At 64.1% G+C, this 14,268-nt stretch carries 13 protein-coding genes; 9 read left to right on the forward strand and 4 right to left on the reverse strand.

The genetic code is table 11. The features are described 5' to 3' along the window. Positions 1 to 5: 5 nt before the first annotated feature. Positions 6 to 401 carry a hypothetical protein gene (locus MNBBLIKP_RS07135; protein WP_088308908.1) on the reverse strand — a complete coding sequence of 132 codons (396 nt, stop codon included), beginning with the start codon at positions 399 to 401 and terminating at the stop codon, positions 6 to 8. A 196-nt stretch (positions 402 to 597) separates the two neighbouring features. Here MNBBLIKP_RS07135 and smpB point away from each other — a divergent pair, with 196 nt between their 5' ends. Genes smpB through MNBBLIKP_RS07155 form a run of 4 tightly spaced genes read left to right on the forward strand, consistent with a single transcriptional unit; the run spans position 598 to position 4,757 of the window. Continuing rightward, a complete protein-coding gene (gene smpB, locus MNBBLIKP_RS07140) occupies positions 598 to 1,080 on the forward strand; it encodes an SsrA-binding protein SmpB (protein WP_088308910.1) in 483 nt (160 codons plus the stop codon). After that, positions 1,077 to 1,643 (forward strand): DUF2062 domain-containing protein, encoded by a 567-nt coding sequence (locus MNBBLIKP_RS07145; protein WP_088308912.1) that lies wholly within the window; start codon positions 1,077 to 1,079, stop codon positions 1,641 to 1,643. The genes smpB and MNBBLIKP_RS07145 overlap by 4 nt, the downstream gene beginning before the upstream one ends. Before the next feature lie 44 nt (positions 1,644 to 1,687). Continuing rightward, entirely contained in the window at positions 1,688 to 4,069 is a 2,382-nt protein-coding gene (locus MNBBLIKP_RS07150; protein ID WP_088308950.1) for an ATP-binding protein, read from the forward strand. A gap of 37 nt (positions 4,070 to 4,106) precedes the next feature. Next, positions 4,107 to 4,757, forward strand: coding sequence for a hypothetical protein (locus MNBBLIKP_RS07155; protein ID WP_140420544.1), 651 nt, complete (start codon positions 4,107 to 4,109; stop codon positions 4,755 to 4,757). Here MNBBLIKP_RS07155 and MNBBLIKP_RS07160 read toward each other — a convergent pair. Continuing rightward, the gene (locus MNBBLIKP_RS07160; protein ID WP_088308916.1) at positions 4,726 to 5,964 is read right to left on the reverse strand and encodes an FAD-dependent oxidoreductase; all 1,239 of its coding nucleotides are present in this window, start codon (positions 5,962 to 5,964) and stop codon (positions 4,726 to 4,728) included. The two genes, MNBBLIKP_RS07155 and MNBBLIKP_RS07160, sit on opposite strands and share 32 nt — an antisense overlap. Positions 5,965 to 5,974: 10 nt before the next feature. Beyond that, on the reverse strand, positions 5,975 to 6,712 hold the full coding sequence (locus MNBBLIKP_RS07165) for a hypothetical protein (protein WP_088308918.1): 738 nt from the start codon (positions 6,710 to 6,712) through the stop codon (positions 5,975 to 5,977). A 200-nt stretch (positions 6,713 to 6,912) separates the two neighbouring features. On the opposite strand from MNBBLIKP_RS07165, the gene recA reads away from it, so the two are divergent. The 5 genes from recA to alaS all read left to right on the forward strand — a co-directional run bounded on the left by recA (position 6,913) and on the right by alaS (position 13,342). Continuing rightward, entirely contained in the window at positions 6,913 to 7,980 is a 1,068-nt protein-coding gene (recA, locus tag MNBBLIKP_RS07170; RefSeq protein WP_088308952.1) for a recombinase RecA, read from the forward strand. A gap of 223 nt (positions 7,981 to 8,203) precedes the next feature. After that, positions 8,204 to 8,824 carry a glutathione S-transferase family protein gene (locus MNBBLIKP_RS07175; protein WP_088308920.1) on the forward strand — a complete coding sequence of 207 codons (621 nt, stop codon included), beginning with the start codon at positions 8,204 to 8,206 and terminating at the stop codon, positions 8,822 to 8,824. A 5-nt stretch (positions 8,825 to 8,829) separates the two neighbouring features. Beyond that, positions 8,830 to 9,642, forward strand: a complete 813-nt coding sequence (locus MNBBLIKP_RS07180; protein ID WP_088308922.1) for an agmatinase family protein — start codon at positions 8,830 to 8,832, stop codon at positions 9,640 to 9,642. Between the two features lie 183 nt (positions 9,643 to 9,825). Continuing rightward, positions 9,826 to 10,644: a class I SAM-dependent methyltransferase gene (locus MNBBLIKP_RS07185; RefSeq protein WP_088308954.1), complete on the forward strand. Its 819-nt coding sequence runs from the start codon at positions 9,826 to 9,828 to the stop codon at positions 10,642 to 10,644. Positions 10,645 to 10,693: 49 nt separating this feature from the next. After that, positions 10,694 to 13,342: an alanine--tRNA ligase gene (gene alaS, locus MNBBLIKP_RS07190; RefSeq protein WP_088308924.1), complete on the forward strand. Its 2,649-nt coding sequence runs from the start codon at positions 10,694 to 10,696 to the stop codon at positions 13,340 to 13,342. A gap of 177 nt (positions 13,343 to 13,519) precedes the next feature. On the opposite strand, the gene MNBBLIKP_RS07195 is transcribed toward alaS, so the two are convergent. After that, positions 13,520 to 14,268: carbonic anhydrase (locus MNBBLIKP_RS07195; protein ID WP_088308926.1), on the reverse strand; the 749-nt coding region annotated here is incomplete at its 5' end.

Consider the following 14,268-nt stretch of genomic DNA (forward strand, 5'->3'; position numbering starts at 1 on the left):
CCGATTCAGCGCTGGCGCCGCAGCGGCTCCATCGATTCGGCAAAGTATCTCGCCCAGACGTACCGCCACGGGACGACGAAATAGGCCACGATAATCCCGATGCAGTCATAGAACATGCTGTCGATGTCTGCATTCCAGCGCCCGTTGAGCCAGGCGCGCAAGGCAATCAGGATGAGCCACACGGTTTTCCAGGCTATTTCGTACAGCATCAGCGGCAGCATCTGCAGCGGATAGCGCACGCCAATCAGGCTGATCAGCGCCAGTGCCGCCAACATTGATTTGCCCACGCCCTTCCACAGCGGCCAGTCTGCCCAATCCAGCAACAGCTGCCGCCAGACCACGCTGCCCATTATTACCGCCATCAACAGGAAGAGCAGACGAATCGCATTGATCCGCCACATCGCGACCGGGGGAAGGGGCGGTGGTGTGGTGGCTAGCATGGGTGATTTTCCGTTCAGTTGAAGCAATTGGTGTATTAGTGTAATACTACAATGCACCTGTCAACCGGCCTGAGGCGGCAAAAGTTCGGCAGAACGGTGTCTGACCACGCGGGATTGGTTTGAATTTTACCATTCCGGCCCTACATGCGGGCAGATCATGGCCCGTCCGTCCCGCGAACAGTTCGACAAAAAGAAGGTCGTCGCCGAAAACCGGCGCGCCCGGTTCGATTACTTCATCGAGGAAGTGTTCGAAGCCGGGATCGTCCTGACCGGGACCGAGGTGAAAAGCCTGCGGTTCGGTGAAGGTTCGATCGCCGAAAGCTATGCCGAAGTGAAGAACGGCGAAGTCTGGCTGGTCAATTCCAACGTGCCCGAATTCAGCCACGGCAACCGTTTCAACCACCAGCCCAAGCGGCTGCGCAAGCTGCTGCTGAACGAGCGCGAAATCTCCAAGTTCCACGGTGCCGTGGAACGCAAAGGCATGACCCTGGTGCCGCTGTCGGTCTATTTCAACGGCCGGGGCCGCGCCAAGGTTGAACTGGCACTGGCCAAGGGCAAGAACGTGGCGGACAAGCGCGCGACGATCAAGGAACGGGACTGGAAGCGCGATCAACAGCGGATTATGCGGGAATACAAATGACGACCCTGATGACCCGCGTAATCAACTGGGCGCAGCGCAACATGCCCAAGCGTGAAGAGCTGGAACACAGCCGCTTCGCTGGGCCATTGGCGCGGCGGCAGGAACTGTGGCGCTTTACCCGCCGTTCGGTTCCGCGCGGGGTAGCCGTGGGGCTGCTGGTGGGGATTTTCGCCCTGATCCCGGGAATCCAGATTGTCGGTGCTGCGCTGATGTGCGTGCCGTGTCGGGGCAATATCCCGCTCGCTGCCTTGATGACGTTCCTGTCCAATCCGGCCACCACTCCGCTGATCCTGATCGGGGCGATCCGGATCGGCAACTGGCTGGGCTATCACGCCGACGTATCGACCTTTTATGCGCTGTATGAAAACGGCGCAGGGCTGCGCGAATGGGCGATGTGGCTGCTGTCTGATGCTGCCCCGGCGCTGCTGATCGGTTTGTTCTTCATTGCCACCATTGCCGGGGCGATCGGCTATGTCGTGTCGGCGATCGGCTGGACCTGGTGGATCCGCCGCAAGCGCCGGCTGGCGATGGAACGGATCCGTGCGGGAGCTGCGAGCGAGTGAGCGCGCCGGTCGCCGCATCTGCGCGACCTGGCAGCGGCGATCGCATGCTGCTGGGTGGGGCACTGCTGCTAAGCTTGGGGTTGGTCTGGCTGGTCAGCGGATCGGTGGTGTTGACCGGCGGGTTCGCGGCAGGCCTGCTCGCGCTGGGCGGACTTGGCTGGATCCTGCTTCGGCCCAAACCCGAAGAACGCGAAATCGAATATGCCTTGCCCGATTGGTCGGTAACCGTTGCCGCGATCGAGCAGGGTGATGTCGCCGTGGGGATTGTTGATCGGGCGGGGCGGTTGGTTTGCGCCAATTCCCGCTATGAAGCCTGGTTCGGCATGCAAAGCGCACCACCGCGCCTGCCGGTTGATCCCGGCTCGCTTGACCGCCTGGCCAAGACCGGCCGCGCGGCATGGCGCGATGGCGCAGCGGTGGCCGATGTAATCGAAAGCCAGGGTCAACGCTGGAAAGCGGCGGCGCTGCGGGCGGGCCGCGGGGATGACTATCTGGTGTGGACATTCTCGGCCTTGGTCGATCCCGATCCGGTAGCGGCGCTGGTCCCTTACCTTGATGGCAAGCTGGGCCGTGCGCTGAGCCAGGCGGGGATTGCCGCCGCGATTGTTGATCCTGATGGCACTTTGCGTGCGCATAGCGCCGGTTTTGCCCAGCGCGCCACGGGCGATGGGGCCGTGCTGCTTACCGGCAAGCCATTCACCACTTTGCTGCAACAGGACGAGCGTGACCGGATCAGCTGGGCGCGTGAGGGCAAGCGCGGTGCGCCGTTGACTATGTATTACTTGCCCGTGACCGATCCCGATGCTGGCGCGCCGGACTATGCCAATGCGCCCAGTCTGATGCTGCTGGTGGATCAGGGCGTAGGGTTGGGGGCAGGCGCCGGAGCCGGGGGCGAGGGCGGCAGTGCGACCGTGCCGCATCTTGAAGCTTTGCTCGGCCAGCTTCCCCTTGGTCTGGCCATGGCGGATCGTGACGGGCGGCTGCTGTTCGCCAACCCGGCTTTCCTGCGCGCGGCGGGCCGCGAGGAGCAGGGTGCGCCAACCTATCCCACCGATCTGGTGGTGCAGGAAGACAAGGGCCCGCTGTCTGACGCAATCCGCCGGTTTGCCCAAGGGCCGGCAGCCACCGGGGACATCGCGGTGCGGCTTAAGCACCAGCCGGAAGACCCGGTCTCGCTCAGCCTGGCGGGCGTGCGCGGATTGGGCGAGGCGGCGGTGCTGCTGGGTCTGACTGACAGCACCGAGGAAACCCGGCTCAAACGGCAAGTCGCACAGGCGACCAAGATGCAGGCCGTGGGACAACTCGCTGGCGGGGTTGCCCACGATTTCAACAATGTGCTGACCGCGATCCTTGGTACCTGCGATCTGATGCTGCTGCGCCATACCCCCGGTGACAGCGACTATGACGATATCCAGCAGATCCGCGCCAATTCCAACCGCGCCGCCAGCCTCACGCGGCAGCTGCTCGCCTTCAGCCGCCAGCAGACGCTGCGCCCCGAAGTGCTGCAACTGCCCGATGTGGTCAGCGACGTATCGCACCTGCTCAAGCGCCTGATTGGCGAGAAGATCCAGCTGACGGTCACGCACGATCGCGATCTCGGCCCGGTCCGTGCCGATCCGACCCAGCTGGAACAGGTGATCGTCAATCTGGCGGTCAACGCCCGCGATGCAGTGCTGGCCCGCGGTGATGGCGTGGGCAAAGTCACGCTCGCCACCCGCAAGATCGGCGCGGCAGACGTGCGCGCGATGCAGGGCGGGATCATGCCGATGGGTGATTACACCGCGCTGGTAGTGCAGGATACCGGCACAGGAATCGCCCCCGATCACCTCGGCAAGATTTTCGAACCGTTCTTCACCACCAAGGATCAGGGCAAGGGCACGGGCCTTGGCCTTTCCACGGTCTATGGGATCGTCAAGCAATCGGGCGGGTTCATCTTTGCGGATAGCGAAGTGAACAAGGGCACCACTTTCACTGTCTACCTGCCGGTCCACCATGCTTCGGCCCATAGCGAAGCGCCGGAACCGCAGGCCAAGCCGCAGCCCCAGATCGAATGGTCCGGCGGCGGACGGGTGCTGCTGGTGGAAGACGAAGACATGGTCCGCGCCGTCGCCGAACGGGCGCTGACCCGCGCGGGCTATACGGTCACCACTGCCAGCGATGGCGACATCGGACTGGAAATCGTCGAGAACGGGGGCGAGTTCGACATGGTCGTGTCCGACGTGGTCATGCCCGCGATGGACGGCCCCACCATGATCCGCGCGATCCGCAAACTCCGCCCGGACCTGCCGGTGCTGTTCATGTCGGGCTATGCCGAAGAACAGCTGCGCAAGGAGATCGACATTGCCGACGTCCATTTCCTGCCCAAGCCGTTTTCGGTGCAGCAGATCGGGGACAAGGTTGGGACTGTGCTGGCGCAATCGAAGTGATATGCTGGCCCGGTCGATTTGGGGAAAGGGACCGGACATGAAGCATCTTGTGACAATCGCCGCAGCACTTGGAATGGCGGCCATGCCCGGCACCGGCGCAGCACAGACCGTCAAGGCGATCAGCGGTGCAGCTGTAGCCAAGGTTACTCCAGACCGGATTGCCGCAGCCGCGCGGCGGGCACAACGCCCGACGGCGCTGGCCAAGGCAACGCTGGCGGCGACTGCGCAAAAGGTGCTTGGCCTGACAAGCCAACCGTCGATCGGAGAGCCGGTCGTGCTCAATGCCTCGCAGATGTACGTGAATGGGACCACGCTCTGGTTCGAACAGGTGACCTATTCAGCGATTGACGCGACGCCGGTGGTGGCACTGGGCCAGGAAGGCGCCAAATCGCGGATCAACATCATGTATTCCGCCAGTTCAAAGCCCTTGATGGTCGATTGCGACTTTCAACTGTCAGCGGCGAACGGCCTGCCGTTCAATGCCTCTTTCATGGTCTATCAGGTTGGTGCTTCGTCCGCGCCGGTCTATTCGGGAAGTGGCCAGATCGGTGCGGACGGGCATCTGGTTCTGGCCGTACCTGGATCGCAGACCAGCCCAAAGTTGCAGCTGCAGATCAGCATGCCCTCGTTTCCGGGGTGGTCCGATTTCATGATGCTCAACGCCTGCCGAGTGTACCAGCTCGGCTGAGCAAATAGTCCACCCGCTCCAGCCCCAGCCGCCTCAGCGGCGCGCCCAGCAATCCGCTCATCAGCAAGGCCTGCACCTGCTTGCCCGGCCAAAGTCGTGAGAGCGGAGCGAAAACACGGTCACGCACGTGCGCGGGGAACGCCGCGTTGGACTGATAGAGCGGCGTGAAGAACGCCGTCGCCCATTGATACAACGCCACATGCCATCCGCGCAGCTGCACCGTGAGCGCCGGGGCGAGCGCCGGATCGCCGCCCAGCCGGAGCGCTTCGGCCAGGCCCCAGGCATCGAGCAGCGCCATGTTCGCGCCCTGGCCTAGCTGCGGGCTGGCGGTGTGCCAGCTATCGCCGATATGGATCAGCCGGTCTTGCGCCGGGACGGGCAGGGTGCGGTGCGCGTAACGCGCCATGGTCAGTTGGGCGGGATCGGTCACCTGCTCGGCCAGCGGAGCGCATTCGGGCCACAGTGCCGCCACTTCATCGCGCCAGCTATCCAGCCCGCGATCCAGCCAGGCCGGATAGTCCTCGCAGCGCAATGACCAGAACAGCGCGAGCTCTTCGCCGTGGCCCGGGCGCTGGCCAGTCGGCAAGACCCCGACCATCTCACGCGCTGCGCGGTAGCGCTGTTCCAGCCGTTGCCGGTCGAACGGCCCATGCTCTGGCCAGGGCAGCGTAACCCACAGTGCTCCGAACGGCAGCGCACGGCCGCATGGCGGGGCGAGGGGGGTGTGCAGCCCCAGTGCATCGACCACCAGATCGAACGGACCTGCATCGGCCTGCCCGGCAAAGCGCAGCATCCGCCCACCGGGAACGGAATGGCTGCCCACCACTTCATGCCCGGCATGGAGCTCAATGCCATGTTCCGCCACTGCAGCATGCAGCAGGTCAAACAGGCCGGCGCGGTGAATTCCAAGCCCCATGCTGCGCGGGCCAGAAAGCTCGCTATAGCGGGCGTCCAGCACCGTGCGGCCATTGACGCACAAGCCCAGCAACCGCTCTATCAAGGCGCCGCGCGTCATCGCTGCTTCGGCCAGCCCCAGCGCGGCCAGCACGGCCATGCCGCTTGGCTGCAGCATCAGTCCCGATCCAAGCGGGCGTGGTTCGGGGAAGCGATCAAACAGGGAAACCCGGTGCCCCTGCCGCGCCAGTAGCAAGGCTGAAGCCAGACCTGCCGGGCCGCACCCGGCAATGGCGATCGTATGCTGCCCCATTCCCCTGGTCCTATCCTGAAAACAGTTCTGGCAAGTGTTGCCGCGCCGCAGCCTGGGTCCAGGTGGCATATTCGGGCAGTTCGGGGCCTACCAGCGGCAGGCCCCAATCGGCCATTGTCGCGGCAATCCCGGCTGCGTCGATTGCCCGTCCGGCGCGGTGTGCAGCGCGGGCCAGTTCCAGCTCCTGCCCCCAGAAATGGACCGCGTTCGCACCCATGTTGGCCTGCATCTGCCGGACATGATCAAGCCGCACGTCATCGACCAGCGGCAGCCAGATATCAGGCAGCAGAAAATCCACCGGATCGCGATCGGGTCGCCAGGTCAGGGCATCGCCCGCAACGATCCGCAGCTTGGCGCGCTGGAGCGGGGGGAGCTGGGCAAACAGGTCCAGTTCGCGGTGCAGGGCAAGGACCTCTGGGTCGAATTCGATCACCGTCACAGCCCGCACCGCTTCACGCATGGCCGTTGCCGCTGCGGCCCAACCCAACCCAAGTCCGCAAATCACCACATGACCGCTGGTCAGGCGCACGCCGATACCCTGGCTTTCAAGTTCGAGCGGAGACATCGACATCCAGGTTTGTTCGTGGCGCTGCAGCGCGGCTACGCCGCTGACCAGGCAGGGTATGCTCCAGTAACCTGGCATAACGCCCATGCCGATCACATCGAGCCGCCAGGCTCCGCAAACAATCGGATGATAGTGCGGGACGAACAGATCTGGGGCAAACTGCGCGGGGGTGAGGATTTCCATGTCGGCAAAGCCTAGGGTGATTGGCCGGAAAGGCAATGCCCGGATGATTCGGGTCTCACAATGGATTTTAATGGCGTAAAATCAAATAGATATAAATGTTCCAAAAATGTTCCAGTTCCCCTCTTGTTCTATCGGAACAAACGCGGTACATGAGTCGCAGTTGACCTCCTCGGTCAGCGAGTTAGGCAAGGGGACGAATGATGGCTGCACAGCTCAAGCTGATTCAGGAAGGCAAGGAAACCATGGACCGTCAAAAGGCGCTGGAAGCAGCGCTGGCGCAAATTGACCGCGCGTTTGGCAAGGGCTCGGCGATGAAGCTGGGTTCGAAGGAAACGATGCAGGTTGAAGCGATTTCAACCGGCAGTCTCGGGCTGGACATTGCGCTGGGCGTGGGCGGCCTGCCGCGTGGCCGCGTGATCGAAGTTTACGGACCGGAAAGCTCGGGCAAGACCACGCTGGCGCTGCACGTGATTGCCGAAGCGCAAAAGGGCGGCGGCACGGCGGCCTTCATCGATGCCGAACACGCGCTCGATCCGGTCTATGCCAAGAAGCTGGGCGTCAATATCGATGAACTGATTGTCTCGCAGCCCGATACCGGTGAACAGGCGCTGGAAATCGTCGATACGCTGGTGCGCTCGAATGCGATTGACGTGCTGGTGGTCGATTCGGTCGCCGCGCTGGTTCCCCGCGCCGAAATCGAAGGCGAAATGGGGGACAGCCACGTTGGCCTGCAGGCCCGTTTGATGAGCCAGTCCTTGCGCAAGCTGACCGGTTCGATCAGCCGTTCGCGCTGCATGGTGATCTTCATCAACCAGCTGCGCATGAAGATCGGGGTGATGTACGGTAACCCGGAAACCACCACCGGCGGTAACGCGCTCAAGTTCTACGCCTCGGTCCGGCTCGACATCCGCCGCACCGGACAGATCAAGGACCGTGATGAGATCGTCGGCAACGCGACCCGCGTGAAAGTGGTCAAGAACAAGGTTGCCCCGCCGTTCAAGCAGGTCGAATTCGACATCATGTATGGCGAAGGCATTTCCAAGATCGGTGAAATCCTCGACCTTGGGGTCAAGGCCGGCATTGTTGAGAAAAGCGGTGCCTGGTTCTCCTACGATTCGATCCGGATCGGGCAGGGCCGTGAAAACTCCAAGCAGTATCTCAAGGAAAACCCTGAAGTTTGCGACCGGCTGGAGGCTGCGATCCGCAGCCAGACCGATGGTCTTGCCGAAGAGATGATGACCGGCCCGGACGCGGAAGAGGACATCTGAACTTCGAAGAATTCCGGTCCGCGGCTCGCCCGCCGCAGGTGCCGGGGTTGAGAAGGAGGCATGGCCCGTCCCCGTACCCCAGGGTCATGTCTCCCTACCACAGGACCGGCGCGGTGTTCCTTATGGGCACCGCGCCGGTTTCTTGTTGCGGCCGGGCCGACAAGGCTCCAGGCTGATCCCATAAGCGGCCGCATGATAGCCAAGCCGCATAGGGGAGTTTCGCATGAGCCTGATCGTCCATCATCTCAACAACAGCCGCTCGCAGCGGATCCTCTGGCTGCTGGAAGAGCTGGGTCTGCCTTATGAAATCCGGCACTATCAGCGTGACGCCGTGACCAACCTTGCCCCGCCAGAATTGCGGGCGGTCCATCCGCTTGGCAAATCGCCGCTGCTGGAGGACGGCGGGGTGGTGATCGAGGAATCGGGCGCAATCGTACAGCACCTGATCGACACGCACAGCACCGGTGCTTTCCGGCCCGCACCGGCTGACGCGCTGCGTCACCTGCAATGGATGCATTTTGCCGAAGGCTCGGCAATGACGCCGATCCTGCTGCGGCTCTACACTTCGCGCCTGGGCAATGCCGCCGCCCCGTTGGAGCCGCGCATCACCGAGCAGCTTGAAAGCCATTTCGCCTATATGGAGGATCAGCTCCGACCCTCTGGCCATTTCATCGGTGATGACTGGACCGGGGCCGATGTGATGCTCAGCTTCCCGGCCGAGATCGCGATTATGCAGGGCATGGGGGAACACCTTCCCAAGCTGGCCGCGTTCGTCGCCGCGATCCACGCCCGCCCGGCCTGGCAGCGCGCCCGCGCCAAGGGCGGGGCCTATTACGGCTATTGAGACCGATGCAAACAGCGATTGAACTGATCGGTTTACCCAGTGACAGCAACAGCTCGTTTGAGCGCGGCGCTGCCATGGCCCCGCCGCTGATCCGGGCGGCGCTGTGGTCGGATCGGGGGAACCTGGCCTGCGAAAACGGGATGGAAGTAGGACGCGACTTCGAACTGCGCGATCGCGGTGATCTGCAGCTGCTCGAACAACCCGAGGACGATGGATTGATCGCTGCGGCGGTCAGTGACGTGGTGGCATCCGGCGCTGTGCCGCTGGTGCTGGGCGGGGACCATGCCATGACTCACCCGGTCGTGCGCGCGCTTCACGCCGTGCACGGCCCTCTGACCATCCTGCATGTCGATGCCCACCCCGATCTCTATGCCGATTTTGAAAGCAATCCGCGCAGTCATGCCTCACCCTTCGCACGGATCATGGAGGCCGGGCTGGCGCGCCGCCTGGCCCAGGTCGGCATTCGCACGATGAACGCGCATTGCCGCGAACAGGCCGCGCGCTATGGCGTAGAGGTGCTGCCCATGGCGGATTTCGCGGCAAGCAAGGTGCCGGTGCTGGAAGGACCGCTTTACATCAGCATCGATCTCGATGGCATCGACCCCGGCGAGGCTCCCGGCGTATCGCACCCCGAACCCGGTGGGTTGACTGTGCGGGAGGTGTTGGCCGTGCTGCGCCGCCAAACCGCGCGGGTGATCGGTGCCGACGTGGTTGAATACAATCCACGCTTCGATTCAAACGAACGCACCGCGATTGTCGCTGCCAAACTGGTGCGCGAACTGGCGGCGCTGATTGCGCAAAACAGTGCGCGCGGCTGAGCCGGATCGCCGGTCTGTCAAAGTGGGCTGGTGATTGACCCCATCAATCTGCGCACTGGACCATCCTGTTGTGCGCCACCTTGCGAATCCGCCCCCCGCTGCCTGCGCGGGGGGCGCTGCAAGTGAAATCTTCACCGTTATTGTTGCTTGTCCCGCAACCGCTTCGCGCATAGCCTGCGCGCCATGACGACAGGAACGGATTGGCAGGCGCAGGTCGGAAAGAGCTGGGCCGAGAACTATCATCTGACCGACCGCAGCTTTTCCGGGCTGACCCAGCGTCTGCTGGAGCGGATCGACACTTGCGATGCCCGGGCGGTGCTGGACATCGGCTGCGGGGCGGGAGAGCTGAGCCTGGCGATTGCCCGCGCGCGCCCGGCTACCCGGGTAGTTGGAGTGGATATTTCCGCCGATCTCGTCGCGGCTGCGCGGGTGCGGGGGGAGGCGCTGTCCAACGCCAGCTTTATCGAAGCCAATGCCGCCACCTGGCGCGAAGGCGGGTTCACGCCGGACTTGCTGGTGTCGCGCCACGGGGTGATGTTCTTTGACGATCCATCCGCCGCGTTCGCCAACCTGCTGGAACAGGCCGCACCGGGCGCGCAACTGATGTTCTCATGCTTCCGCAGCCCGTTGGAAAACCCTTGGGCGAGCGACATGGCCCAGCTGCTGCGCGTCCCCCCTGCCGCCAACCCGCGCGCGCCGGGGCCGTTTGCTTTTGCCGATCCGGCCCATGTCGAAGCCGTGCTGGAAAGCGCCGGGTGGCAGGCAGTGGCGCTCGATCCGGTTGATTTCGCTTACGTTGCGGGCATGGGCGAAGACCCGGTGGAGGAAGCGCTGGGCTATTTTGGCCGCATCGGCCCCGCCGCCGCCGCGCTGCGCGGGTTGGAGGGTGAGGACAAGGCTGCGGCCGTGGCCCGCATCCGCGGCTGGCTCGAAGAGTATCGCAGCGGCAACCTGATCGCCTTTGGCGCGGCCGCCTGGCTGGTTTCCGCGCGGAAAGCCTGATGTCTTCGCACTTGCCGCAATGCACGGCCTGCCGTATCGGCGGCTCGTTATGACCACGACGAACGAAATCCGCCGCTCCTTCCTGGAATATTTCGGCAGCCAAGGGCACGATGTGGTGCAGTCTGCGCCGCTGGTGCCCTATAATGATCCGACGCTGATGTTCACCAACGCCGGGATGGTGCCGTTCAAGAACGTGTTCACCGGCCTGGAAACCCGCGCCACCCCGCGCGCCACCAGCAGCCAGAAATGCGTGCGCGCCGGGGGCAAGCATAACGATCTGGACAATGTCGGCTATACCGCGCGGCATCACACGTTCTTCGAGATGCTGGGGAATTTCTCGTTCGGCGATTACTTCAAGGAACAGGCGATCACCCATGCCTGGACCTTGCTGACCAAGGAATGGGGCCTGCCCAAGGACAAGCTGCTGGCCACGGTGTACCACACCGATGATGAGGCATTTGCCCTGTGGCAGAAGATCGCCGGCCTGCCCGAACACCGCATCATCCGCATCCCCACCAAGGACAATTTCTGGGCGATGGGCGATGATGGCCCGTGCGGCCCGTGCAGCGAAATCTTCTTCGATCACGGCGACCACATCTGGGGTGGCCCCCCGGGATCGCCGGACGAGGACGGCGACCGGTTTATCGAAATCTGGAACCTGGTGTTCATGCAGTTTGAGCAGACCGCCGGGGAAATCACTGGCGAGCTGCCCAAGCCCTCCATCGATACCGGCATGGGGCTGGAACGCATCGCCGCGGTGATGCAGGGCCAGCACGACAATTACGAGACCGACACCTTCAAGGCGCTGATCTCCGCTTCGGTGAGCCTGACGGGTGTGAAGGCAGAGGGTGAGACCCAGGCCAGCCACCGCGTGATCGCCGATCACTTGCGTTCCACCAGCTTCCTGCTGGCCGATGGCGTGCTGCCCAGCAACGAAGGGCGCGGCTATGTGCTGCGCCGGATCATGCGCCGCGCAATGCGCCACGCGCACCTGCTGGGGGCAAAGGATCCCCTGATGCACCGCCTGGTGCCCGCGCTGGTCACCGAAATGGGCGCGGCCTATCCGGAACTTGGCCGCGCGCAGCCGCTGATCGAGGAAACCCTGCTGCGCGAGGAAGTGCAGTTCCGCCGCACGCTCGCCAACGGGCTCAAGCTGCTGGACGAAGCGACCGGCGATCTGGGTGAGGGCAGCTCGCTCCCCGGCGAAACCGCGTTCAAGCTCTATGACACCTTCGGCTTCCCCTATGACCTGACCGAGGACGCACTGCGTTCACGCGGGATCAGCGTCGACAAGGCCGGGTTTGACGCGGCGATGGCCCAGCAAAAGGCCGCTGCCCGCGCCGCGTGGAAGGGCAGCGGGCAAGCTGCTGACGCCGAAGTGTGGTTCGACATTGCCGAACGCGTCGGCGCGACCGAATTCACCGGCTACACCGCCGTCACGGGCGAAGCGCAGGTCGTTGCGCTGATCAGGGACGGCAAGGAAGTGGACAGCGCCGGGGCGGGTGACAGCGTCAGCGTGATCACCAACCAGACCCCGTTTTATGGCGAAAGCGGCGGGCAGACCGGCGATGCCGGCACCATTACCGGCGCGAACGGACTGTCGCTGCAAGTCAGCGATACGGCCAAGCCGCTCGGACGTCTGCACGCGCACAATGCGGTGGTGGCGGCGGGTTCGCTCAAGGTCGGGGACATGGTCCGGCTCGACATCGATGTCGCGCGCCGCGATGCCACCCGCGCCAACCATTCGGCCACCCACTTGCTGCACGAAGCACTGCGGCGGCGGCTGGGCGATCACGTGACGCAGAAAGGCTCGATGGTTTCGGCTGATCGCCTGCGGTTTGACTTTGCGCACCCGGCTGCGCTTTCGGCGGAAGACCTCGCCGTGGTCGAAGCCGAAGTGAACGCTGAAGTGCGCGCCAACGATCCGGTCGTCACCCGGCTGATGAGCCCGGAAGACGCGATCGAAGCCGGGGCGATGGCTCTGTTCGGTGAGAAATACGGCGATGAAGTGCGCGTGCTCAGCATGGGCCGCAGTGCGGATGGCCGGACCTATTCCACCGAACTGTGTGGCGGCACCCATGTGCGCGCGTTGGGCGACATCGGCCTGCTGCGGATCGTCAGCGAAAGCGCGGTCAGCTCGGGCGTGCGCCGGATCGAGGCGCTGACCGGCGAAGGCGCGCGCAACTGGCTGGTGGCGCGTGAGGAACAGTTGAAGCAGGTTGCTGGCTTGCTCAAGACGACCCCTGATGACGTCGAAACCCGCGTTGCCGCGCTGGTGGATGAACGCCGCAAGCTGGAACGCGAACTGGCCGAAGCCAAGAAGGCGCTGGCGCTGGGCGGCGGCGGAGCCAAGGTAGACAGCGCGGATGAGGATGTGGGCGGGGTGAAATTCTCCGGTCAGGTGCTCGACGGGCTCGACCCGAAAGAACTGCGCGGGCTGCTTGATGCGGCCAAGCAGCGCATGGGCAGCGGCGTGGCCGTGGTGGTCGCCGTCAACGATGGCAAGGCCAGCATCGCGGCGGCAGTCACCGATGACTTGACCGGCACTGTCAGCGCGGTCGATCTGGTCCGCGCAGGCGTGGAAGCGCTGGGCGGCAAGGGCGGCGGCGGCCGTCCCGACATGGCTCAGGGCGGCGGGCCTGACGGGAGCAAGGCGGCAGACGCGATTGCGGCCGTTAAGCAGGTGATCGCGGGCTAAGCCAACTGATCCTCCCCGTTTTCGCCGAATGGCGCAAATGGGGAGGTGCCTGCGGCGGTAGCCGCAGACGGAGGGGTATGGACGCTGGCGTGGAAACCCCTCCGTCTGGGCCTGACGGCCCATCCACCTCCCCATTTGTGGCCTTCGCCAAAAATGGGGAGGGTCTGGTATGGTCGTTCAATCCGTTCCCGACACCAACAGGCGTCCATTGCGGGGCTGGATCGGGCGGGCGTTGTCACCCACGATTGCGTGGATTGCGGCGATCTGCGCTGAGCTCGCGGTGACCGGGTGGCTGGCGACATGCCAGCGCACGCCTTCGCTGCACGGCGGGGTGGTCAGCGATCCGTCATAGCGCCAGACCGACAGGTCCTGAGGCAGCAGCAGCGCCGGGTTGAGCATAACCCCGCCCAGCGTCTGCGCGGCGCTCTGTTGCGCCGGGGCGGCCTTGACGATCTTGTCGAACTCCGGGTTGTGCGCACCTTCCTCGAACAGCACGCCCAGCACCGCCAGATTGCCAGCATGGTCGGCGTGAACGAAATGCGCGACCATCGGGTAGGGCACCCCATAGACGGTTTCTTCCGACGGAGTGTGGAAGTGGACCTGGATCAGCTTGTAACGTGAAATCCCGCTCGACAGGATTGAGCCTTCGGGGAAATTGACCTGCACCGTGTGCCCGTTGTTGAGGATCGTCAGCGGCCCCGGTTTATAGTTGGTGCGCACTTCGATCCGTCCGGAAACGTCGGCCCCGCCAAGATCGATCGGAGATTGCATCCGCCCGACCTTGCAGGTCTTGAATTCGTCAGCCAGTTCGCCCCAATGTTCGGGGCCGCTTTCTCCGCCATAACTCCAGTGCCCGGTCGCGTGGTTTGCGCGTGCTTGCGCCGGGGCGTGTGCCGGTCCGGGGGCGTGTTGGGGGCGGGCTGCCG

The organism is Novosphingobium sp. B 225 (assembly GCF_002198665.1).
Classification (GTDB): Bacteria; Pseudomonadota; Alphaproteobacteria; order Sphingomonadales; family Sphingomonadaceae; genus Novosphingobium.

Coding starts and splice junctions, on each gene's coding strand:
- MNBBLIKP_RS07135 (WP_088308908.1), bottom strand. CDS start 401: ATGTGGCGGATCAATGCGATTCGTCTGCTCTTCCTGTTGATGGCGGTA.
- smpB (WP_088308910.1), top strand. CDS start 598: ATGGCCCGTCCGTCCCGCGAACAGTTCGACAAAAAGAAGGTCGTCGCC.
- MNBBLIKP_RS07145 (WP_088308912.1), top strand. CDS start 1,077: ATGACGACCCTGATGACCCGCGTAATCAACTGGGCGCAGCGCAACATG.
- MNBBLIKP_RS07150 (WP_088308950.1), top strand. CDS start 1,688: ATGCTGCTGGGTGGGGCACTGCTGCTAAGCTTGGGGTTGGTCTGGCTG.
- MNBBLIKP_RS07155 (WP_140420544.1), top strand. CDS start 4,107: ATGAAGCATCTTGTGACAATCGCCGCAGCACTTGGAATGGCGGCCATG.
- MNBBLIKP_RS07160 (WP_088308916.1), bottom strand. CDS start 5,964: ATGGGGCAGCATACGATCGCCATTGCCGGGTGCGGCCCGGCAGGTCTG.
- MNBBLIKP_RS07165 (WP_088308918.1), bottom strand. CDS start 6,712: ATGGAAATCCTCACCCCCGCGCAGTTTGCCCCAGATCTGTTCGTCCCG.
- recA (WP_088308952.1), top strand. CDS start 6,913: ATGGCTGCACAGCTCAAGCTGATTCAGGAAGGCAAGGAAACCATGGAC.
- MNBBLIKP_RS07175 (WP_088308920.1), top strand. CDS start 8,204: ATGAGCCTGATCGTCCATCATCTCAACAACAGCCGCTCGCAGCGGATC.
- MNBBLIKP_RS07180 (WP_088308922.1), top strand. CDS start 8,830: ATGCAAACAGCGATTGAACTGATCGGTTTACCCAGTGACAGCAACAGC.
- MNBBLIKP_RS07185 (WP_088308954.1), top strand. CDS start 9,826: ATGACGACAGGAACGGATTGGCAGGCGCAGGTCGGAAAGAGCTGGGCC.
- alaS (WP_088308924.1), top strand. CDS start 10,694: ATGACCACGACGAACGAAATCCGCCGCTCCTTCCTGGAATATTTCGGC.